Raw genomic sequence first — 25109 nt, 5'->3', positions numbered from 1 at the left:
ATGTTTTCAATCTTAATAACTTCAATCGTACCTAAACCTGTGCTTTACTTACACGGATTTGAAGTTTTATCATTCGGATCCTTTAGCACCTTAAACTCGGTACGCCTGTTCAACTGGCGACCAGCAGGATTATCTTTTCCGTTAGGAAGCGAGTTAGGTGCAACCGGCTTTCTTTTACCGTAGCCCTTTGCATATACACGCGCCGCGTCTATACCTTTTGATATGATATAGGTAACGCATGATTGAGCCCTGGCCTGTGATAATTTATCGTTATACTTATTTGAGCCAATGGAATCGGTATGCGCACTTAATTCCACTTTTATTGTCGGGTTATCTTTCAGCACACCAACCAATGTATCCAAAACAACTTTTGATTCCGGCCTTAATGTAGCTTTGTTAAAGTCGTACAATACATTTTTAATCACGATAGGTTTTTCCGGTGTAAAGGCTTGCAAGCAGATATCGGCGCTATATAAAGTATCATTACGCATGGTACCTGTAGCAGGAGCAGGCAGGTTTTTAGCAAAGTAGCAACCTTTTTCAAGTCGCAGACTGTGCGGACGTTTATCGGTTACATCAAATGCATAACGGCCATTTTTGCCAACTACCATTTGCTTCAAGGTGTCTTTTGACAACGAATCGATAAAGCTTACTTTAACGCCCTCTAATGGCTGATGCGTATCGCAATCAGTTACAAGGCCAGATAACACATATTTCTTGTTTTCTGCCGAGAAAATAGCCAGACAGCAATCAGATTCACGATCAGAGCTGATGTAGAATTTTTTGGCATCATCATGATCGGGCAAATAATACAGATCGTCTTTTGCGGAGTTAATAGGGTAGCCCAAATTTTTAGGCTCGCTCCATTTATCCAGTGTGCTCTGGCTTTCAAAAAAGTCAAAACCACCCAGGCCTATAAACCCTTTTGAACTGTACACCAATCTTTTGTTTGGCAGATCATAATAAGGCGCTTCTTCATCAAAAGCAGTATTGATAACGCTACCCAAGTTAGTTGCGCTCACCGCATCGCCATTAAAGTTCAGGTAAGCCACCCAGATATCGTCGCCACCCTGACCGCCTGGTTTGTTAGAGGCAAAAAACAGGCGCAAACCATCAGCTGTAACAAATGGCTGTATAGAGTTAAACCCGTCAACGTTTACGTTGCTGTTCATTTTCTTTGGGGCCGACCAATCGTTATCTACCCATTCGGTAAAATAAATGGCGTGTATGGTCTTGGCTCCCTCTTTATACCAGCGGGTAAAATACATCCGCTTGCCGGTTTCATTGAATGAAGGGGTGCCGTACTCCAATTCTTTTTTTCCTTTAGTATCCGGATCTTTTAAACTGATCACAATAGGTACGCCCGGTTTTGCTTTATCAAGTTGATATATCCGGTTCAGGTGTTTTTTATCATCTTTAACAAACCGTGATGAAGTGAAATAACTATTGCCGTCACGCTGAACAAGGGAATAATCAGAACCATCAGAAGCATAAGGCGCTGGCAACTTAGTTGCCTCAACCAACAAAGGATACTGATATTGATCTTTCGCGAAATGACAGTTTTTAATTTCTTTAGTAGCTATATCCTTGTACTTGCTTTCACCATTGTAATTTGCCTGGAATTGCTCCAATTGTTTTATGGCGTCGTCAAAGTGTTGAGTAGCCCTTAAACACACACCATACCAAAGGCGGGCTAAAGGATATTCTTTTTCATAATTGGCACTGATCACTTTATAATACCAGCCCTGGGCCTCAATATAGTTTTCATATAAACGATATGATTCGGCTAACTGGTAAGATATGTAAGCCTGGTCAGTCTGTTTTGTAGGCTTTTTGCTGGTTTTTTCGCCGGCGTGGTAAGGTATGGCCTGCAGTAAGGTAAGACTTAAACCTTCGGCAGCTCTTTTATAGTAAAAAGCAGCCTCATAGTAATCCTTATTGTTAAAGGCCTTATCGCCATAAACCCTCGGATTGTCCTTGCTATACTGGGCGTTGACCCCTTTAAACACAAGCAGTATGAGTAATGTAAAAATTATTTTCTTCATGTTGATAAAGTTTAAAGCCTTGGGCAAATTGCTTCCGGTTCCTGGATGCGTTTGCGAAATACATAACTTACCGATAACTCAATACCTCCGTTGCCAGATGTGGCCCGGGTAAGCGATGATGTATTGAAATCATAACTTGCGCCTATGATCAAGCTGTTAACATGGTATCCGATGTTAGCAATAGCCGCATCCTTAAAACGATACATACCGCCCAATATTAAACCTTTATCATCCTGTAGTTTTAATTCTGAATAAGCACCAACGGCTTTCTCTTCGGCTTTTTGTTGCCTGATATAAATGGCATGCGGAATAATGTCAAAATAATCCGAAGCCTTTATACGTACACCAGCGTGTACAGTATAACGTATGGGCAATTTAAGACTGGAACCATCAACCGCAAATGGATCCTTTGAGCGGGCAAGGTGGGATACACTTACACCACCAAAAAAGTTGGCGTTATGCAGGGGGTCGCCATCATAATAAAACACACCAGCTCCCGCGTCAAATATGGTAGCATTGGTATTTAAAAAGTTTTCGTTACTGGGTAGCGTTGGATCGAAACCGCTGCTTGGGTTAAACTGGCTGCCGAACTGCGCCTTGTTGGGGTCGAAGCTACGGTTAATGATACCTGCCTGTACGCCAAAGCTTACTTTTTTGTACCCATCATTTGAAACGGAAATAGCATAACCAAAAGAGCCGTAAGCCGCAAAATAGTTATATCCGACATCGCCCGCGGCCTGGTTGATCACATTAAAACCTACCCCCACTTTATCAGTTGGCCTAAAATCAACAGACAAGGCGCCCGTTTGATACGCATTGTTGATGGTTGCGTATTGGTTTTTAAAATTTGCATTGACACGCACGTCGCCATTGATCACCCCGGTTAATGCCGGGTTAAGATACAAGGGATAGGCGTAATATTGCGAAAAGTGCGGATCGATCTGCGCCTTTAATTGACTTATTGCTCCAATCTGAAGCAGTATTGCCATGATAACTATAACTCTTTTTTTCATAGTAGTTTTATTAATTGTGATGCGGTCATGAAGTACGGTATCACGCTATGATACATGATACCGTACATATATAGGCCTTATCGTAATAGCGTAACTGTACCTTTTCTCTTAATTACCTGACCATCATTCATGGTAGCTTCAACATAATAAACGTATACACCAACCGGCTGCTTGGTACCCTTATATGTACCATCCCATCCACTTGCTTTATTAGTTGATTTGAATTGCAGCTCACCCCATTGGTCGTAAATTGATAATGTTAAGGCCTGGATGGTAGTTCCATAAACATACAGTATATCGTTATTTCCATCCCCGTTAGGAGTAAACGCATTCGGTATAAATAATCCATTACCAAAAGGATTACTTGTAGTTCCGGTAACTGCTACAGAGTTAGCACTCAACTGGCAAGCAGAATTTCCGGTGGCGCGTACAATAATAGTAGCCGATTGTCCTGGCTGTAATCCGCTCACAGTATGGCTTAAGCCTGCGGCACCTGAACTTGGTGCAACAAAATGTTGTCCGTTATCTAAGCTTACCTGGTAACCGGTAGCCCCTGTAACAGCAGCCCATGTAAACGTAATGCTCTCTGAAGTAGTTGAGCCTACGGTCACTACTGGTGCAGCCAGCGGACTAAGTATGGTAACTGTTACCGGCGTGCGGGTAGTTGATACACAACCGCCTGCAACTTCGGCTTCGGCATAATAAGTAGTATTAGCTGATAATACAGGTGTTGTAAAATCGGTACCGGTGAACAAGGCTGCCCCTCCTGTATTGGCAGCATACCATTTGATAACCGCACCAGGTGTAGAACTTGTGGCCGATATGGTAGTGCTTGATCCAGGACATATTGAAGTACCTTGAGTGCTTGCCTGTGGCGCAATTGGCGCTGATGTTACGGTAACGGTAACACTTGTACGCGAAGCAGATGGGCAACCTGTATTATTTACCGCCTCTGCAAAGTATATGGTATTGGTAGTTAGCGTAGGTGTAACAAAGCTTGTACCAGTATATAATGGAGTACCACCACTTGCTGTGCTGTACCAGTTATAGGTAAAGTTTGCCTGCGGATTATCGATAGTTAATGTTACCGAACCTCCTGCGCAATTATTTACTGAATTACCGCCAGCTATTACCGGTGCTCCAGGCGCCGGAACCGCGGTTACCTGAACAGTGGCCACACCTGGGCTTGAGCATGTACCGCTTGCTGCTTCTACATAATAGGTAGCATTAGCGTTAACAGCCCCAAGCGGGAAGCTTGATCCTGTAAATACCAGGTTGGTTCTTCCGGCATCGGTGTACCAGTTGTAAGTAATACCCGCCTGTGGCGAAGCTACAGAAAGCGTTGCCGTACTACCCAAACATACCGATACATTCGGACTCGAAACGGTTGGCGTTGGTGGTTGTGGCGTTACTTTAACCGGCGCGGCTATTCTTGTTGACGCGTTACATGCCTGGGCATTTGTAGCTTCAACATAATAGGTTACATCGGCAGTTAACACAGGTGTTGTAAAGGTTGAACCTGTATGTACTGAGGCTCCGCCTGTTGCTGATGTATACCAGGTATAAGTTGTTCCTGGTACCGCGTTAACTATTTTGATAGTAGCTGTACTATTTTGACAAGTAGTTAAGCTGGTAGCATCAACTGTTGGATCTGGTGCTTTAGTATTATCAATATTAATAGTTACCGAAGTACGTGGTGAACTTGATGTACAACCTGTAGTATTGCTCACGGCTTCTACATAATAAGTAGTAGCTGCCGTAATTACAGGAGTAGTGAATGTAGCTCCAGTAAATATCGGAGTGCCTCCGGTGGCTACATTGTACCATTTAAAGGTAACATCAGGTGTAGTGCTTTTTGCAACCAACACAGCCGAACCACCTGAACATACTGTTGGTGTTGACGAACCTGCCTGGGTTGTTACTGTTGGTCCGTTTGGCAATGTGTTAACAACCACATCAACTTTAGTGCGGGTTGCCGAAGTACAACCAATGTTGTTTGATGCTTCTACATAATAAGTAGCATTAGCTGTTAGTACTGGCGTGGTAAAAGTTACCCCACTGGCCAATGCAACACCGCCTGTTGCAGAACTGTACCATTTATAGGTAAGCAATACACTTGGATTTGAAACAGTTATTAAGGCTGTAGAACCTGAACAAGTTGGCACTGTGTTACCACCTGCTATTACCGGTGCCCCTGGCGCTGCCACCACAGTCACTTGTGCAAAGCCGAAGCCGCTGCTGCTACAACCGGTAGCATTTGTTGCTTCTACATAGAAATCTGTAGTGGTGGTTATAGCGGCTGTTGTATAAGGGTTACCTGTAAACAGTAAGTGATTTTTGGTAGTTGAATCATACCATTTATAAGTAACACCGGCTTGTGGTGCTTGTACAGACAATGTAGCTGTACTGCCTAAACATACCTGTTGGTTGGCCGCCGCAACTACCGGATCTGGTGGAAGCGGTGTAACTGTTACAGATGCCTGGGCACGTGCAGATGCGTTACAATTGCCTGCAGTTGCTGCCTCAACATAGTAAGTTGTATTGGCTGTTAAAGCCGGACTAACAAACTGCACGCCTGTATATAATAACGTGCCATTAGTTGGTGCATCATACCATCTGTAAACCACACCTGTTTGCGGGTTAGCTATATTGATGGTAACTGATGAGCCCGAGCAAACGGTAAGACCACCAGTTGGGATCTGTATCACCGGAGTTGGAGGTATTGGCAATACCGTTACATCCACTTTTGTACGTGTCGCACTGCTGCAATTGGTTGAGCTTGCTGTATTAACCGCCTCAACGTAGAAAGTAATACTTGCTGTTAAATTATTAAGCGTATTTGATGTTCCGGTAAATACTGGAGCACCGCCTGTGGCTGCAGCATACCAGTTATAAGTTATGCCTGCAACAGGGTTAACAATACTTACGGTAAGGCTTCCACCATTACAAACCGGAGTAGATGTGTTGCTCAATATCGGCGCGGCTGGTAAACTGTTTGGTGTAACAGTAACCGATGTACGTCCACCGCCATTTATACAGCTTGAAGAATTAGTAGCCTCAATATAGTAGGTAATCGCCTGTGTAATTGCCGGGGTTGTAAATGTAGCACCGGTATGCGCCAATGCGCCGCCGGTAGCTGCAGTATACCAGTTATAGGTAACACCAGCCTCTGGCGAGGTAACTGCTAACGTAGCAGGACTGCCAGCGCAAACCGCCACATTTGGTGATTGTACACCTGGTTTTGATGGCAATTGATTAACTTTTATTGTAGCCGTTGTACGTGCAGGGCTGGTACAGGTGCCATTTACTGCTTCAACATAATAAGTGATGGTTGAAATTGGTGTTACATTAAAGCTTGTACCTGTAAACACCGGAGTGCCGCCGGCTGCTGATGTATACCAGTTAATGGTTGCACCATTTGCATTAGTTACAGTAAGCGTTACTTGCTGACCCGCGCAGATCTCGGCAGGGAAGCTGGCCAATACCGGGTTAACCGGTGATGGTGTAACGTTAGCAGTTGCCGCTACCCTGTTCGGGTTAGGACATAGCGTTGAAGTATGGCTGCTTTCTACATAATAAGTAGTAGTAGCCAGTATATTGGTTGGGCTATAGCTTGTACCTGTATGTAACAGTGTACCACCTACTGCCGCACTGTACCATCTGTAAGTTACACCTGCACGTGGGTTGCTTACTGTAAATGTAGCAGTACCACCCGCGCAAATATTTTGTGTATTAACGGCTAAGCGAGGCGCTTCAACTTGTTTGCTTGCATAATAGATGTTAGTTGTAGTTAACAATGTCGCTATACCTGAGTTTAAACGAACCTCTACCCTGTCAAACACCGCTTTTGGTGCGAATTTGATAATGGCAGTTTGGCCACCAGGCAGGATAGCTATTTTTATTAAGTTACTGCTCAGTGTAATACGATCGTTGTTAAAAGTAGCGCCGTTGTATGAGGCTAATTGTATAGAGCCCAATACATTGATATCGGCCAGGCTTCCCGGAACGCTTATTTTCAAGGTCACCGTGTCACCAACAAGCCCTGGATCCGCAAATATGAGTTTTTGTGATACATATGAACCCAATACACTGATTGGCAGATGTAATTGACTGAAATTGGTAGTATCCTGATCAACTGAATTATTTTCATCAGTTACACCGCAGGCAACGCAAATCAGACCGCCATTCACATCAAATGTTTGAGTTGATGCGAAATCGCAATTGGTTGAGAATATTGGATTTACTTTAACAGTAACCGCTGTACGTGTTGTGCTGGTACAGCCAGAGCTGGTTAATACAGCCTCAACATAATAAGTAGTATTTGATGTTAAAGGCGGAGTAGTAAATACGGCTCCGGTAAATATTGCCGTACCACCGGTTGCCGAGGTATACCATTTAAAGGTAGCACCCGCAGTGGTAGATGTAGCTGTTAATGTAGCTGTTTGACCAGACGTGATCTGACCGCCCGGAGCATTTGAAGTAATAACCGGAGCAACAGGTGTTGGATTTACAATCACATCTGCTTTAGCTCTGGTTGAGCTTGTGCAACCACCCGCTGCTGCTTCAACATAATAAGAAGTGCTGGCAGTTAAAGCCGGTGTAACAAATGTAGCTCCGGTTGCAACTGGCGTTCCGCCGGTTGGCGTAGTATACCAGTTAAAGGTAACTCCCGACTGGGTTGAAGTAGCCGATAATACCGCAGATGAACCAGAGCAGGTTGATACCGGTGTTTGTGATACAGTTGGCACCAGTGGTGTTGCTGTCACATTCGCGGTTACCTGGGTACGGCTTGAACTTCCGCAAGATGCAGCGCTTGTAGCTTCAACATAATAATTTGTTGTAGCAGTTAACGCAGGTGTCACGAATGTAGCACCTGTAAATACTGGTGTGCCACCCGTTGGTGCGGTATACCAGTTAAAGGTAACACCCGCAACCGCTGTTGCAGTAAAGGACGCCGGCTGACCAGAGCATACCGTTTGTGTTGGCACAGCAACAATAGGTTTAGCTGGTGCCGGTGTAACTGTTACAGTAGCCGGTGTGCGTATAGCCTGGGCGCAACCATCGGCTGTGCGGCTGGCTTCAGCATAGTAAGTTGTAGTAGCAGTTAATGCTGGTGTTAAGAAGGTTGCACCAGTAAATACTGCTGTGCCGCCAGTTGCTGAAGTATACCATCTTACAGTAACGTTGGCTGGTACGGTAGCTGTCAGAGTAGCCTGCAAGCCAGAGCAAATGGTAACATTTGGCGCACTGATAGTTGGTGATGCTACGGATTGGTAAGCATCATAAACATTCACAGCGGCAAGTAAACCGGCAACACCTGAGTTAAAGGTGATCTCCACTCGGTCAAATGTATGCGCGGCTTTAAATTTATATTTGAAACGGGAGGTTCCGTTCAATAAAGTTATTTTAAGTAATGATCCGTCAACGGTAACGCGATCGCCATTATAGGTTGAACCATTATAGGTAGCTACCTGTATCTGTGATAGTAAGCCTACATCGGCTAATGAACCAGGGATACCTAAGTCAACAGTTACGCTGTCACCTACAATACCTGTATTGGCAAAACGTAAGGTTTGTTGTGCCGATCCACCCAGTAAACCTACCGGTACATGTATTTGCGAGAAGGTTTCACTATTGTTATCAACAGAACCACCGGCATTGCTCACACCGCACAGTAAACATATACCGTTAACCGAGCTGGTCTGATCGATCGCGGCGTCGCAAGGAACCGGGTTAGGCCCAATTGGGTTTACATTAATGATACCCGATGCTCTTGAAGCCGACACTGCTCCGGTAGCAGGAATGCTTGATTCTGCATAATAAGTAACTTGTCCAAATACAGCAGGACTAACAAAGTTTGGTCCTGTAAATATGCTTGTACCTCCGGTTGGCGTAGTAAACCAGTTAAATACAGCACCTGGCGTAGTTGATGATGCGGTTAAGCTGCCCGAAGTACCCGCGTTAACAGTTTGTGTTGGCGGATTAACGGCCACATCTGGTATGATGATAGGCTGATTAACAGTAATGATCACCGCTGTACGTTGCGCGCTTACGCAACCAGAAGCCAGTGAGCTTTCTGCATAATAAGTTGTAGTAGCAGTTAAAGGCGGAGTTATAAATACTGCTCCCGTAAATACAGGTGTACCGCCGGTTGCTGTTGTATACCATTTAAAGATAGCTCCGGCAGTGGTTGAAGTGGCAGTCAATGTAGCCGAGCTTCCTGTTGTAACTTGTCCATTAGCCGGGTTTACAGCTATCGTTGGAGCAACGGGTACAGGATTAACAATTACATCGGCCTTAGTACGGGCTGGGCTAACGCAGCCATTTGCCGATGCTTCTACATAATATGATGTATTTGCGGTAACTACAGGCGTTGTAAATTGAGCCCCGGTTGCTAAAGGTGTACCACCGGTTGCAGCTGCATACCAGTTATATACCACACCTGCTTGTGTTGGTGAAACAGTTAACACTGCTGATGAACCCGAACACACAGGTACCGATGCCTGCGCCAGAACCGGATTAACCGGAGCCGGAGTAACATTGGCAGTGGCCGACGCCCTGTTAGGATTAGCACAACCGCTTGAAGCACGGCTGCTTTCTACATAATAAGTAGTTGTTGCATTTAACGCTGCCGTTGTAAATGTTGCTCCGGTATGTACTAATGTACCACCTGTTGCTGATGTATACCATTTATAGGTTATACCGGCACGAGGATTGTTTACAGTAAATGTAGCGGTACTACCAGAGCATATACTTACAGTTTTAGCAGCCAAAGTTGGCGCCTCTACCTGTTTGGTAGCATAATAAATATTTAATGTATTGAACAATGATGCCAAAGCGCCGTTAAACCTGATCTCAACCCGGTCAAACGCCGATTTTGGAGCAAATTTTACTAATGCGGTTTGGTTACCGTTCAGCAAGGTAATTTTCAGCAGGTTACTGCTTAAAGTAAGACGGTCGTTGTTATAAGTAGCGCCGTTATAAGAAGCTATTTGTAATTGGTTCAGTACACCCACAGTAGCCAGGCTAGCCGGAACCGCTATTTTAACCGTTACGGTATCGCCTACAACACCGGCATCGCTGAATATTAATTTTTGTGATACGTTTGAACCTACCAGACCAATTGGAACGCTCAACTGACTAAAGTTGGTGGTATCCTGGTCAACAGAGTTATTAGGATTGTTCACCGCGCAACCAACGCAAAGCAGGCCGCCGTTCACATCAAATGTTTGAGTAGACGCGAAATCGCAATTGGTTGAGAAGATCGGGTTAACTGTAATATTTACTACAGTACGTGTTGCACTTGTACAACCCGCAGCAGTACTTGCCTCTACATAATAAGTGGTATTGGAGGTTAAAGCCGGAGTAGTGAATGTAGTGCCTGTAGCCAGGGCTGTACCACCAGTTGCAGCAGCATACCATTTATAGGTAACACCTGCTACAGATGAGGTAACTGTCAGTGTAACTGATTGACCAGATGTTACCTGGCCGGGGGCATTAATAGTAGGCGCAACGGGTGTCGGATTAACCGACACATCCGCTTTTGCCCTTGTTGAGCTGGTGCAGCCCCCTGTTGACGCAGCTTCAACGTAATATGATGTATTGGCAGTTAATGCCGGGGTAGTATATTGAGCACCTGTAAATACCGGGGTACCGCCTGTAGCGGTAGTGTACCAGTTAAAGATAACACCAGCCTGAGTTGATGAGGCTGATAATGTAGCCGGTGAACCGGAGCAGATCTGTACCGGTGTAACTACGGTTGGTACTAAAGGTGTTGTAACAACATTAGCTGTTACCTGGGTACGAGCCGAGCTTCCGCATGAACCTGCAGTAGCCTGAACGTAGTATGAAGTAGTAGCAGTTAATGCCGGGCTGGTAAATTGTGCCCCGGTAAATAATGGAGTACCACCTGTAGCAGTAGCATACCAGGTAAACACAACACCGCTAACGGCTTGTGCCGTAAATGTAGCTGGTTGGCCAGAACATACAGCCTTAGTTGTAGCATCCACAATCGGAGACGCTGGCGCCGGAACAATAGTTACGGTTACTGGTGTACGCTTAGTTTGGGCGCAACCATCAACTGTGCGGCTGGCTTCGGCATAATAAGTAATATTAGCATTAACTACCGGCGTAACAAAATTGGCACCAGTAAATACCGCTGTACCACCAGAGGCGGCAGTATACCATTTTATGGTTACGTTGGCCGGCACGTTAGTAGCTGTAAGTGTAGCGGTTGTTCCCTGGCATGTGCTTACGTTGGCAGCGCTGACAGTAGGTACGGCTACTGACTGGTAAGCGTCATAAACATTTACCGAATTTAGTAAGCCGGCCACACCCGAGTTAAACTGAACTTCAACACGGTCAAATGCCGCACCTGCTTTAAAGGCTACTCTGAAACGGCTTGTACCGTTCAATAAGGTAACATTTAATAAAGATCCATTTACCGTAAAGAAATCGTTATTGAAAGTTCCACCATTAAAAGTACCTATCTGAATTTGTGATAACAAACCAACATCAGCCAGCGAACCTGGGATACCTAATTCAACAATAACGCTGTCGCCTACAATACCTGGATGCGCAAATTGTAATGTTTGCTGAGCCGAACCGCCCAATAAACCTATCGGTACATGTATTTGAGAGAATGTATTACGATCATTATCAATCGCTCCTCCGGCATTGGTAATACCGCACAATAAACATAATCCATTAGCCGAATTGGTTTGTGCTGTAGCCGCAGCACAAGCTACAGGGTCGGAGCCAACAGGTATAACATTAACCACACCTGCTGCGCGGGTAGCCGATACGGCACCGGTAGCTGTTACTACTGCTTCGGCATAATAGGTGGTATTGGCAAATACTGCTGGTGTTACAAAAGTTGGCCCGGTAAATATCGGGGTACCTCCGGTTGGGGTAGTGTACCAGTTAAATACAGTTCCTGGAGTTGTTGAACTCGCGGTTATAGTGCCGGTTGTTCCGATGTTAACAGATTGTGTTGGCGGATTAACAGATACATCCGGTATTACTATCGGGGTAACGGTTACAGGCACAACAGTTCTGTCTGGCGATACGCAGCTGCCTAATGAAGCTTCTGCATAATAAGTAGTATTGGCATTCAATACCGGGGTAGTGAAAGTATTGCCGGTAAATACTGGTGTACCGCCGGTTGGAGCGGTATACCATTTTATAGTAGCCCCGTTAACAACGGTAGCTTTAAAAGTAGCTGTTTGTCCAGCCAGTATGGTAGCACTTGATGGCGTTACAACCGGTTTCACCGGAGTATCATCCACTATTACCTGTACCGGCGCACGTGTTGGGCTTACACAGCTTCCGCCACGGCTGTATTCAACATAATAAGTTGTATTAGCCGTTAAGGCTGGTGTAGTATAAGATGTTCCGGTATGAACAGCGGTACCACCGGTTGGCGTGGTGAACCAGCTAAAAGTTCCATTAGCCGGAGTCGGAGATGTAATGGTTAGTGTAGCCGGACTGCCTTTACAAATTTCAGGGGCAGTTGGGTTAAATTTAGGTGTAGGATATTGCTGTACCGCGTAGTATATCTTTAACGAGGTAAGCAACGTTGCTGCCCCTGAATTCAATGTTACTACCACACGGTCATAATTCCCAACAGCAGGAACGTATGCGGCATACTTACCAGTGCCGCTCAACAACCTTAATGTTAGCAGTGAGTTATTAAGTGGATAGCTGCCTACTAATGTTCCGCCATTATAAACGGCAACGGTTATTCCGCCAAGCAAATTTAAATCGGCAAGGCCACCTGGGGTTTCTAAGGCAAGTTTAATGGTATCACCTGCAAAACCTGGGTTCGGGAATATCAGTGTCTGTGAAGCCGATCCGCCCAAAAGTCCAACAGGTACAGTTATGGTTGATGCCGTGGTTGTGTCGGCGTCAGCTGCGAGTACATCGTTGTTAATGGAACATAATAAGCACAAGCCATTGATAGCAGTACTTTGCTGATTAGCAAATGTGCAAGGCGAATTATTATTGATGGTAACAGTGATTGTTATCGGGGTACGGGTTGTCGATTCGCAACCGGTAGCATTGGCAGCTGACACATAATAAGTAGTGGTGCTGAAAAGAGCCGGTGTTGTAAAAGGATTACCTGTAAATACAGGGGTAGCGGCTGCGGCCGAAGAGTACCACTTATAAGTAATGCCTGTTTGCGCGTTACTTACATTGATAGTGGCAGTTTGTCCAGCTACAATGGTTGCATTATTCACAGCCAGCGTAGGAGCTGCAGGCTTAGGCACTACAGTTACATTGGCTGCAACACGGGTGGCACTTGTACAACCGGTGGCGTTAACAGCCTCGGCATAATAAGTAGTATTGGCGCTTAAAGCAGGGCTGGTAAAGTTGGTACCGGTAAACAATGGCGTACCACCGGTTGCGGTAGCATACCAGTTATAAGTTTGTCCGGCTACTGGTGATGCAATGGCCAATACGGCTACATCACCCTCGCAAATAGCTACGTTTGTTGCGGCCAGCGTTGGTGCTGCAGGTAGCGCACTCAAAGTGGCAGTTACTTTGGTACGTGTAGTACTTACGCAGGTACCGCCGCTTGCTGCCTCAGCATAATAGCTTGTAGTAGCGGTTAAAGCCGGGCTGGTAAAAGTATTACCTGTAAACAATGGAGTACCACCGGTTGCAGTTGCATACCAGTTAACGGTAACGCCGGTAACCGGCGTGGCCGCAAATATCGCGGTGGAACCAGGGCATACCGTAAGATTGGCATTAGCAACAACTGGCGCTACCGGAATTTGATTAACATTAATGGTTACTGGGGTGCGGGTAGATGCCGTAGCACAACCTGGTCGGGTTGCCGATACATAATAAGTGATATTATTAGTTAAAGCCGGTGTGGTAAAACTTGCCCCTGTAAATACCGCAGTACCGCCTGTTGGCTGGGTAAACCAGCTAAAGCTTGTACCCGCTAAATTGGCGGTAGCATTAAGGGTAACCGTACTACCGGCACATAATTGCGCTGTAGTTACCGCCACGTTATTAACTTTTATGATAGGTTGCGGTATCGCTATCTCGCCCTCATTCAGATCAAGGGTTGACAACACATTGGCCACCCCTCCAAGCCTGAGCTGAACACGGTCAAACACTTTCGTTGGTACGTAAGAGACGGTTAGCCGCTGCCGGTTATTTGAAAAATCGAGCAGGCGTATACTAAGCAATGATGCGCTTAAGAACTGCGTGTCATTATTATCGGTATTACCATTAAAAGTTGATATCGATATACTGGAAAGAAGCCCAACATCCAGCAAAGATTTAGGTATGGTTAGTGTCAATTTTACAGAATCGCCAACAGTTGATGCTGATTGAAAAATGAGTGTTTGTTGTGCAAATGCCCCTAACGCACCAACACCCGCGTTAAGGGTGGATGCTGTATTCGGATTGCCATCAATTGCGTTTTGAGGATTCGCTACACCTCCTACGTTTAACCCCAAGCCAAGCAATGCCGAGGATATACCATGTAATTCATCATAAGTGGTATTGCAAATAGGCGGACCGGGAGTAGTATAAAACGCGTCATACAGGTATATACTGCTTAACGCTCCCAGCAAACCACCGCTAAGTGTTACCCTAACCCTGTCATAAGCCTGCGTTGGCGCATAAATAAGCTCCAATTGGTTATTGCTGCTGGCTACACTTGCCAAAGTTGGCGCCGTAACCGGTGTGCCCGCCACACTGCCATTATATGGGGTAATTGTTACTCCACCAAGAAGTGTAACATCAAGCAGGTTATCGCCAGTTCCCAGTTTAATGGTCAGTTGCGTATTGGCCGGAACCGTAGTAGGGAAAATTAATTCCTGATACGTGGATGCTAAAAGGCCAACCGGTACGTTTAAAGTAGAATACGTTTGCAGATTTGCATCAATGGCATTGCCTTGATTGTTAACCACGCAGCCCAAGCAAAGTAAACCTGTAGCGCCGCTTTGTTGAGTAGTTGCAAAATGGCGTTGTCCGAATATTTGACTTGTAGCACACAATAACAGGCATAACACTATTATGTACCTGCTATAAAAGGTAAAGGTTCTCATGCAAATGAAGTTAAGGTAGGTGCAAATAGTTACACCTGTCAAAACTACGTACCGCCTGAGGATAATTATTAATACATCTTATTCACTTATTAATTCTGATTGAACATCCATTCACGAACGATATCAATTGTTCATTTTGTTCATTAAATGTTATTTTAAAACCTACAGCTCTACATTTCTCGTAAACACAGTAAAATGTGATAAAAACACATAATCCGGATAAAATACTACTGCAACATTATTTGATATTACCCCCGTATAATAATAGCAGTAACATTAATAATGTAATAACGGTAACCGATTCAGATAAATTGCGTAATATAAAATACAAACCTAGTAACCTAATTGCTTGAGTCTATGATATCCTTTTCACCAATTCAGTTTGAAACGTTGAAATCCCGAGTATTGGCCAATGCGAATATCAGAAGCATTACTCCGGGAGATTGCAAGGCCCTTGCATTTCAAATATATTCAAAAACAAAATTAACCGTAAGCGAAACCACATTAAAACGGGTTTACGGTTTTGCATATAGTAAATTCAAGCCATCTCTGTTCACTATTGATGTTTTAGCTAAATTTTGTGACTACGAAGGCTGGGATGATTTTTGTGAACAGGAAAGCGTTCCTTCTGAAAGATCACAAAATGAACATGTTGATTGGAAAACCCTTGGTCAAAATGCCGCCAAGATCACGCACTTTACACTTCAGGCCTTAAAAAACCGTTCAGGTATCCCTTTTGGCCAAACCATCCGCCGCAAATTCATCGACGATCATTTTGATGAATTTTTAAGAGGCGATTACACTGCAACCGTATTCGCCGCCCCTTCGGGCTATGGAAAAACTATTGGTCTTTGCCACTGGATAGACGAAAAATTAGAATCAGACAGCAACGATATCATCCTGTTTTTTAGCAGTAGCGCCTTAATGAACGTTTTTTTAAGCGGCCGCGACCTGAACGACTGGCTGCTGGCTTTGCTGGGCTACTCACATGAAGAAGATATTGAAGCCTTATTTGACATCAATAAACGTAACGATGGCAAGTTTTATCTTATTATTGATGGCTTTGATGAACATATGTTTAAAAATGACCAGTTTGAACTGGTGCTGACGCAGTTGATGGATATATTTTCTTTCTATCAGTCGCACGAATGGTTTAAGCTCATTTTAACCATGCGCTCGGCTAACTGGATCAATAACAAACACAATATGGAGTTTGGGCTTAAAAACTGGTTTACCGGTTTTATAACAGATCATGACCTCACTACCAATGTACCTTTATTCAATATCCAGGAGATCAAAGAACTGAGCCGCAAAATAAATCCCGATGTTCAGAATCTGATCGCCATTGATGTGGCCAACAATTTCAACCATCCGCTATACTTCCAATTCTATTATAAACAGAACAAGAACAACTTTTCGCTCAATAACATTGACCACATCTGTATATATGAGCTCATTTCCATATTTATACTGAACAAGGTTTACCTGGGCCACTATGCTACAGAAAAGATTCTGCTGTTAAAAGGGCTGGTTGATGAGATGGATTTTCAGGCCGGTATATATGAGCTGGATAAATTTAAATGCAACGATTTGCTTAAACAATACAGCCATGCCTATAACGAATTGTTAAGCATTGGCTTTTTACGCGAAGTGAACTCCAGTAACGACTTCCAGTTTAAGACTATGGTTCAGTTCGGCAACAATAACTTCCTGGAATTTACCATAGCCCGCAAACTACTTTTAGATAACAATCAACGCTTTGATCTGCAGCTGATCAAACTAATCAACAATGCATTTAATGACAGTGAGCATAAGCTACCTGTTATTAAGTGGTGTGTGATACATGCTGTTAAAAACGGGCAGCAGGAAAGCTTTGAACTTTTAGCACAAATCAGTCTTAACCCTAAAGAAAAATCGGAGTTGATCATTTTTTTAGGCGATTTGCTCCAGCGAGTCTGCTTTGGGTCAACCAATGCTGAAGCTACCGCCAACTATTTTAAGCAGGATTGCAGCGACGGGCTTTTTTATTACTTTTTTGGATTAGAGCTAATTAATACCGATTACAAAAAAGCATTGCAAACTTTATTAAAGTTTGAACTGTCTGATCATAAAAAGGTACTTACTTATACCGCCCTGGCTACTATAGCCGTACTTCAGTTGGACATGAAACAATTGGAGGATTACCTGGCGAAACTAAAAAGTTTCCCACAGCATGATTTCCATCAATTCGCAATCAATCCATTACATTGCCTCAATGCTATTTATCAGTACCTAAAATATGGCATGATCAGGAAAGATTTTTTTGCCGAGATCACCCGCTTCTATTTTAATCCGCCAAAACAAAACGAAAACATACATAGCAGAAAAGCTAATGAGCTTATTTTCCTGCTATCGGCTTACTCCACTTTCATTTGTCTTAAACCACACAAAACATTAAGATTTGTGAACGCGCTTCATGCCATTGATAAAGGCAGTGCCGAAACATCATTCTCCTATAATTTCTTTTTAAAGATAGCCGAGTCTGACGCTTATTTTTTACTGGATAACCAAACCGAACTGTTAAAAAACAGTAATGAAATTTCTGCATCCTATAAACGGGAAGAGTATTTATTTACTCCGTTTATGAGATCATTATTTTACGGGCTTAAAATAAAAAACACCATTTCGAATAATGATTATTCAACCATTAATGGTTATTTGAATTGTCTTAACCAGGTGTCTGATGAGTCTGGGAACAAATTATCAAAGCTATTTATATATGCCAGCATTCTGAATAACGAGGCTCTGCTGAATCTCGACCCGCAATTGTATAAACAGATATCGTACAACTATACCCGCCTGTTACGCGAATGTGGTTTAAGTGCTGATGTGTTTATAAAGCCTAAAAGCGAAGCTCTGGCGGTTAAAGTAAAGGTTAATAACTAAAGCTATGCATTTGAAGTAATCATTTTACTTTCAAACTTTCGCGTACTTTTTTCACTTCCAACGCAGTAACCAAGCTGCTGTTGTTTCCAAAATTATTGCGGATATAGGTGAGCACCTGGGCTATCTGATCGTCGCTAAGAAAATTATGCGGGGGCATCACACTATTATAAGGTACATTTTTAACCTTCACTGGACCTTGCAAACCATTAAGCAATACTTTAATAGCAGGCTCCTTCATCATGTATTTACCTCCGGTAACCCACTCCGATCCGCTAAGCGGCGGAAAAAGGTTACCATCGCCTTTGCCGTTTTTTTGATGACAGTTGGCACAATAAGTAGCATATAGTTTGGCCCCACCCGTTAACATACCGCTCATCAGGTTGTTACGTGTTTCATCAGGCGTTTTAAAACTCGGTAGCTTTTTTCTTAATTCCATTTTAGCCAGTTGGGCGATTGTGAACTTGGTTTTATCGCCCTGGTAAAATATGCGCCATACCCTCCCCTTCTCGGTATCACTTATATATAAGGAACCGTCGGGTCCCTGCGATATACCCATAGGCCGGCAAACCGCATCGCTCACACTTACTATAGTATTATGCCCGGCAAAACCATCGGCGAATATCTCCCACGGTCCGGCAGGTTTACCTCCTTTAAAAGGCACAAAGCAAATAAAGAACCCTGCCTGCGGATAAGGTGACCTGTTGGTAGATCCATGAAAAGCGATAAATGCCCCGTTCTTATACCTTGTCGGGAATTGGTTACCCGTATAAAACAACAGATCATTAGGAGCCCAATGTGCCGGAAAGCCGATCAAGGGTTGGGCATATTTGGCGCCATCACCTGCTTTTTTACCATCGCCCCCATACTCGGGATTCAGGAGTTTCTTCTTTTTAATAGGGTCATAATAATAGTATGGCCAACCTACATCCGTACCTTCTTTAATTTTCAAAAACTCTTCGGCAGGCAGCACCGCGCTTTGCCAGGGAGTAAATTGTTTAGGGAACTGCAAACGAAAGTCATCACGCCCGTGTGCCGCTACATATAAACAGTTATCGGCTGTATTCCAATCCATAGCCACTACACTCCGCAGTCCGGTAGCATAGCGTTTGCCATCTGCCTGTAGCTGGTTAGGTTTATCTTCATCAAACTGCCATATGCCCCCATACTCATTCAACAACGGGCAACCAGTTATCCCCATAGAACCGGGCACCCGGTTTTGCTCCTGGCAGGCGTTTGAGGGCGCGCCAAAAGCCACATACATATGCCCTTTGTTATCAAAAGCAAGTGGTTTGGCATCATGTTCCTGCGGTGGATGTACATCATGAACGATCAGTTCCGGCTTACCATCGGGCACCAGAGTATTGGGATTGAGTTTCATCCGATATACATTGATCTCGGAACTGAAATAAAGATATCCTTTATGCACCCGCATCGCCGTGCCATAGCTTCCCTTATCTTCATAATCAGCGAATTTTTTGATGATATCGGCTTTACCATCATGATTGGTATCCCGCATGGCCACGTTGCCGCCTATGGAATCAGGAAAGCGGAGTTTTACATATACATCACCATTATCATTCACCGCCAGATGACGGGCCCGCCCGGCAAGGCTATCCACTACTACCACAGCTTTAAAATGGCCGGGCAGAAACAGCCCTCCGTTGTTTTTATCGGCAATGGGTAAAGTGTCCTTATTTCCGGCGATGGTAAAACTGATGATAAAAAACGCGGCAATAGCCGTCAAAAATAAAATGGCGCGGTTTTTCATTAGATAAGTCGAAAGGTTGATGTACCAGCTACAACGAATTTTATCCTACAAATGTTTAACTAATGATGTGTTTTTTGTTAATGGATAAATAGCTGTAATCTAAATATCACAATTGATGTGGCGCTTTTTTATCAGCGCTTTTCTTTTTAAAATCCTCATAACTATTTCTGATATATATAATTAGATCATAATCGCTCATGGTATTCAGCTGTTGTAAAGTGGGCGCATAATCAACCCTGAAATCATCAATTTCATTAGTCTTAACAGGGACAACATTTTTTATCAATGAATCATTAAAGCGCTGGGTAATTTCATAGGCGGTTATTTCCCGTTTGGCAAAGCGGTTAAACCGTCGGGCTTGTTTAACCTCGCTCTTAAAATTTTCATATATAAAGGTCATCGGTTTTAAAAACAGGTAATAATAATGTGGCGTGCCGGTATAAAAGACGCTCTTTTTGCGATACCCCTTCTGGGTTTCGCGTAACTCTTTAATGAGCGAGTTCTCTTTGATTACCACTTCGGCCAGCTCGATAACAGGCTGCAGGTAGATGATTTTATCGGAAAAATCGCTTACAACCAACTCCAGAGTTAAGTAATTAGTATTGGAGAACTGCAAAGTATCATTCAGTAAAGCAACAATACTAAATACACCTTCTGTATTTGATCTCGCGGTAATACGGCTGCGCTTATTCAAAACCTGCACATCCGCTAATCTTATAGTAACGCCACTTTTAAGCACCAGGCCCTGTAGCGTTTTAGCCGCCTGCGCTTTAACATCATTAGATGGTGTTAAATAAATAATGAACAAAAATATCAGGATTTTAGGATTCATTGGCACTCCTAAAATTAGCGCAACTAACTGGCAATTACTTATTTTTAACTCTTTTTAACAACTCACATTAAGTTAAGAAGATTCGTAAACCCCATCGAGGTTAAAGCTTTGTAGAAAAATTACAGTTTCAAAACCAGTGCGGTAGGTACTATACTCAGGTTGCATACCTACGGCATGCTAAATACTTATACCTTGTTTGCTACAAAGCTTTTACTCCTACGGAGTAGCTTAGCATAATGACATGCCGCAATCAGGGCTAATTTCCTTAATCATCGAGATTAGCAAATAGTGCAAATAAATATGCTATCTTATCTTTGTAAAAAATCACGAACAGCTATGCCTGCATCCTCCTCCGAAAAAAATAAATTGGGTTTATGGACCAGCACCTCCCTGGTAGTTGGTAATATGATCGGTGCGGGCGTATTCCTGATGCCCGCCGCTATGGCCTCCTATGGTAGTATCGGCCTATTGGGTTGGGTGTTTTCGGCGGTGGGATCTTACTTTTTGGCCAAGGTTTTCAGTAACCTGAGCAAGTTGTTGCCGCACGCAACGGGCGGACCCTACGCTTATACCCGCAATGGCTTGGGCGATTTTGCCGGTTTCCTGGTAGCCTGGGGTTATTATCTGGCTGTAGCCTGCGCCAACGCGGCCATTACCATATCGTTTGTGAGTGCGCTGAGCACCTTTTTCCCGGTGCTGGCATCCAGTGCCGTTACTGCCATAGCTACAGGTTTATGTACCATTTGGCTGCTTACCTATATTAATACCCGTGGTGTAGTAACCGGCGGTAAGGTTCAGCTGGTTACTACTATATTAAAAGTAACACCGCTGATATTGGTAGCTATAGGCGGCTTATTTTTTATCCAGGCCAAAAACTTTTCGCCTTTTAATGGCAGCAGCACTACTATATATGGAGCTTTAAACGCAACAGCCACCATGACCATGTTTGCCTTTATTGGTATTGAAAGTGCCACGGTACCTGCAGGCAGTGTGGCCAATCCCGAGAAAACCATTCCCCGGGCCACTTTGCTGGGTTTGCTAATCGCCACATTGGTGTATGTACTGAGCAGTTTTAGTGTGATCGGCGTTATCCCTGCGGCAGCTTTAAAACATTCGGTTACTCCTTTTGCCGATGCAGCCGTAGTGATATATGGCAGCAATGCCCGCTATTGGGTGAGCGCCGGTATAGCCATTGCCGCCTTTGGCTCCCTCAACGGCTGGACTTTGTTACAAGGCCAGATGCCCTTTGCCATTGCCAGCGACAAACTATTCCCCGCCGTTTTTGCCCGTAAAAACAAAAAAGGAGTACCCTATGTGGGTATTTTGGTAAGCAGCGCGATGGTATCGCTTTTTATGAGCATGAATTATACTAAGGGGCTGGTAGAGCAATTCCGATTTCTATTACTGCTGTCCTTATTATCTATCCTGATCCCTTACCTGCTTTCGGCAGCATCATACCTGATCATCCGTGTAAAGCAGAAACAGGTTGACGGCTTAACCGGCGCGGTGATACTGGCCATTTTGGCTTTTGGCTATGCCTTATGGACCATTGCCGGTACCGGTAAAGAAGCTGTTTATTATGGTTTTTTATTGCTGATGGCCAGCATACCTTTTTATGTATGGGTGGCTTATAAAAAGAATAGCGGGAATTGAGTTGGCAGTGGGCAGTTTGCACTTATTGGTTAGTCTACTGCTGCGTTCGCCATCCCACTCTTCGCCTGCGACGGAAAGAGGGAACTCAATTTTGTCATCCTGAGGAACGAAGGATCTATTGGTGAACTTTGCAAATCGCAGAACAGATGCTTCACTCAGTTCAGCATGACAAACACATTTTTTAACCCTCTTTGCGGCGAAGCTGGAGAGAGGGTCGCCCGCGAAGCGTGGCGGGGTGAGTCTTCGCTGGTACGCTGAGCCTACTACTTAATAAACAACATGTCATTGCGAGGAGGAACGACGAAGCAATCTCATCGCATACTTAAACGCGAAGAGATTGCCACGCTGCGCTCGCAATGACATGGAGGGTTGGAATTACTTAAAACTCACGACTTGGTGCTTAAAACTCAGTACTTGCCCCCCCTCCCCTATTTCTCGTTCGACATCGAGTAAGGTACATCTTCGGCTTTGATACCGCGCTGTTTATTGGGCGTTGCCGACATATCAAAATTGAGCTCGGCGCCGCCTAACAGGGCTTTATGACTTAGCCAGTTAAAATCGTAAGGCTTACCATTCACGGTTAAGCTGTTCACATATTTGTTATCGGCATTGTTTTTTGGTGCGTTGATGGTAATGGTTTTACCGTTCTCCAATTTTATAGTGAGCTTTTTAAACAATGGGGCACCCAGCACATACTGATCGCTGGCAGGCGTTACCGGATAAAAACCCATGGCCGAAAATATATACCACGCCGATGTTTGGCCGTTATCCTCATCACCGCAGTAACCATCGGAGGTAGCTTTGTACAGCTTATTCATGGTTTCGCGTGCCCAGTATTGGGTTTTCCAGGGTTCGCCGGCATAGTTATACAGGTATATCATGTGCTGGATAGGCTGGTTACCATGCGCGTACTGGCCCATGTTGGCGATCTGCATTTCGCGGATCTCATGGATCACGCCACCATAATAACTATCGTCAAAAACAGGAGGCAATGAAAATACAGAATCGAGCTTAGCTACGAATTGTGGTTTGCCACCTACCAGGTTTATCAGGCCTTGTATATCATGGAAAACGCCCCAGGTATAGTGCCAGCTATTGCCTTCAGTAAAGGCATCGCCCCATTTAAACGGATTGAATGGTGTTTGGAACGAACCATCTTTATTTTTACCACGCATCAGTTTGGTGGATGGGTCAAACAGGTTGCGGTAGTTTTGGCTGCGCTTTTTGTAGATATCAGTTTCAGATGCCGGTTTGCCCAGGGCTTTGCCTAATTTATAGATGGCAAAATCGTCATAAGCATACTCCAGCGTGCGGGCGGCGTTCTCGTTAATCTTTACATCATAAGGTACATAGCCCAGGGTGTTGTAATATTCCACGCCCCTACGGCCCGTGGCGTTTGGCCCCTCGTTGTTGGCGCCATGTTTTAACGCTTCGTAAAGCGAATTGATATCATAACCACGCAGACCTTTCAGGTACGCTTCGGCTACTACCGATGCGGAGTTGTTACCAATCATACAATCGGCATAACCCGGGCTCGACCACTCGGGTAGCCAACCACCTTCTTTGTAAGAATTCACCAGGCCCTCCTGCATTTCTTTATTCATGGATGGATAAACCAGGTTGAGGAATGGGTACAGCGCCCTAAAAGTATCCCAGAAACCTGTACCTGCAAAATAGTAGCCCGGCAATACTTTGCCATTTACAGGGCTGTAATGCACGGTTTGGCCTTTAGCATCAACCTCATACATGCGGTTAGGGAAGAAAAGCATACGGTACAAGCTGGAATAAAAAGTACGGGTCTGATCGATCGTACCACCTTCTGGCGTTAAATGGCTTAAGGTTTTGTTCCAAACAGCTTTTCCCTTTTGGCAGGTAACATCAAAACTATCGGTACCCAGCTCGCGCTTCAGGTTAAGTTCAGCTTGTTCGGTGCTGATATAGGATGAGGCTACACGCAGATGTACCTGCTCGCCTTTTTTAGTTTTAAAGCTGATAACTGCGCCTGCATGATTGCCGGTATATTCCAACGAGCCATCTTTTTGGTTATCGTGCCAGGTTGATGACACTTCAAAAGGTTTATCAATATAAATAACAAAATAGTTTTTAAAATTGGCTGGTACAGCACCGCTGTTTTTGGTACTGTAACCGATGATCTTGCGTTCGCCGGGGATAATTTTCACGTACGATCCTTTATCAAAAGCATCGATCACAATGTGTGAGCTATCGCTTTGCGGGAAAGTAAACCTGAAGCTGGCAGCGCGCTCGGTTGGTGTAAGCTCGGTGGTTACATCATAGTCGGCCAGGTATACGCTGTAATAATAAGGCTTTGTGATCTCGGCTTTGTGCGAGAACCAGCTTCCGCGCTGCATATCATTCAGTTTAAGCTTGCCTGTTTCCGGGAATATGGAAAACATGCCATAATCATTCATCCATGGTGATGGCTGGTGCGTTTGCTTAAAGCCCCGTATTTTAGTGGCATCATAGGTGTACTGCCAGCCGTCGCCCATTTTACCGGTTTGCGGGGTCCAGAAATTCATACCCCAGGGCAGCGCAATAGCGGGATAAGTATTCCCGTTGGAAAGCGCCGGGTTTGATGAGGTGCCCATTAAAGGGTTAATATAATCAACAGGAGTAATGGGTGGAGTAGTTTGCTGAGCAATAGTTGCTATGGGTAAAAGGGCAAACACCAATGGGAATAATTTTTTCATTATTAATTTTTAGATGGGCGCTTTTGCTAGTTTGCTAAAACGTTTAATCAAGCTATGCAATATACGGCAGAATTCAATAATTTATTGTGATACGGTAATA

At 44.3% G+C, this 25109-nt stretch carries 8 protein-coding genes; 2 read left to right on the top strand and 6 right to left on the bottom strand.

Annotated features, from left to right (window positions below; all coding sequences use genetic code 11):
* Positions 1-44 precede the first annotated feature (44 nt).
* The 3 genes from FHW89_RS27060 to FHW89_RS27050 form a co-directional block, all read right to left on the bottom strand.
* Positions 45-2045 carry an OmpA family protein gene (locus FHW89_RS27060; protein ID WP_172338167.1) on the bottom strand — a complete coding sequence of 667 codons (2001 nt, stop codon included), beginning with the start codon at positions 2043-2045 and terminating at the stop codon, positions 45-47.
* A gap of 11 nt (positions 2046-2056) precedes the next feature.
* Positions 2057-3058: a PorP/SprF family type IX secretion system membrane protein gene (locus FHW89_RS27055; protein ID WP_172338166.1), complete on the bottom strand. Its 1002-nt coding sequence runs from the start codon at positions 3056-3058 to the stop codon at positions 2057-2059.
* Between the two features lie 77 nt (positions 3059-3135).
* Positions 3136-15123 (bottom strand): gliding motility-associated C-terminal domain-containing protein, encoded by an 11988-nt coding sequence (locus FHW89_RS27050; RefSeq protein ID WP_172338165.1) that lies wholly within the window; start codon positions 15121-15123, stop codon positions 3136-3138.
* 357 nt (positions 15124-15480) lie between these two features.
* Here FHW89_RS27050 and FHW89_RS27045 point away from each other — a divergent pair, with 357 nt between their 5' ends.
* The gene (locus FHW89_RS27045) at positions 15481-18048 is read left to right on the top strand and encodes a hypothetical protein (protein WP_172338164.1); all 2568 of its coding nucleotides are present in this window, start codon (positions 15481-15483) and stop codon (positions 18046-18048) included.
* A gap of 19 nt (positions 18049-18067) precedes the next feature.
* Here the strand turns inward: FHW89_RS27045 and FHW89_RS27040 are convergent, their stop codons facing one another.
* Positions 18068-19816, bottom strand: a complete 1749-nt coding sequence (locus tag FHW89_RS27040; RefSeq protein ID WP_172338163.1) for a c-type cytochrome — start codon at positions 19814-19816, stop codon at positions 18068-18070.
* Positions 19817-19922: 106 nt separating this feature from the next.
* Positions 19923-20648 carry a hypothetical protein gene (locus tag FHW89_RS27035; RefSeq protein WP_172338162.1) on the bottom strand — a complete coding sequence of 242 codons (726 nt, stop codon included), beginning with the start codon at positions 20646-20648 and terminating at the stop codon, positions 19923-19925.
* 336 nt (positions 20649-20984) lie between these two features.
* On the opposite strand from FHW89_RS27035, the gene FHW89_RS27030 reads away from it, so the two are divergent.
* Complete coding sequence (locus FHW89_RS27030) at positions 20985-22301, top strand: amino acid permease (protein ID WP_172338161.1); 1317 nt, start codon at positions 20985-20987, stop codon at positions 22299-22301.
* A gap of 428 nt (positions 22302-22729) precedes the next feature.
* On the opposite strand, the gene FHW89_RS27025 is transcribed toward FHW89_RS27030, so the two are convergent.
* Complete coding sequence (locus tag FHW89_RS27025) at positions 22730-25009, bottom strand: GH92 family glycosyl hydrolase (RefSeq protein ID WP_172338160.1); 2280 nt, start codon at positions 25007-25009, stop codon at positions 22730-22732.
* Between the last annotated feature and the right edge of the window lie 100 nt (positions 25010-25109).

Origin of the sequence: Mucilaginibacter sp. SG564 (assembly GCF_013149275.1) — a bacterium.
GTDB lineage: Bacteria > Bacteroidota > Bacteroidia > Sphingobacteriales > Sphingobacteriaceae > Mucilaginibacter.
Note: the sequence above shows the minus strand (reverse complement) of the source record. Positions and strands in the feature narration are given on the sequence as shown.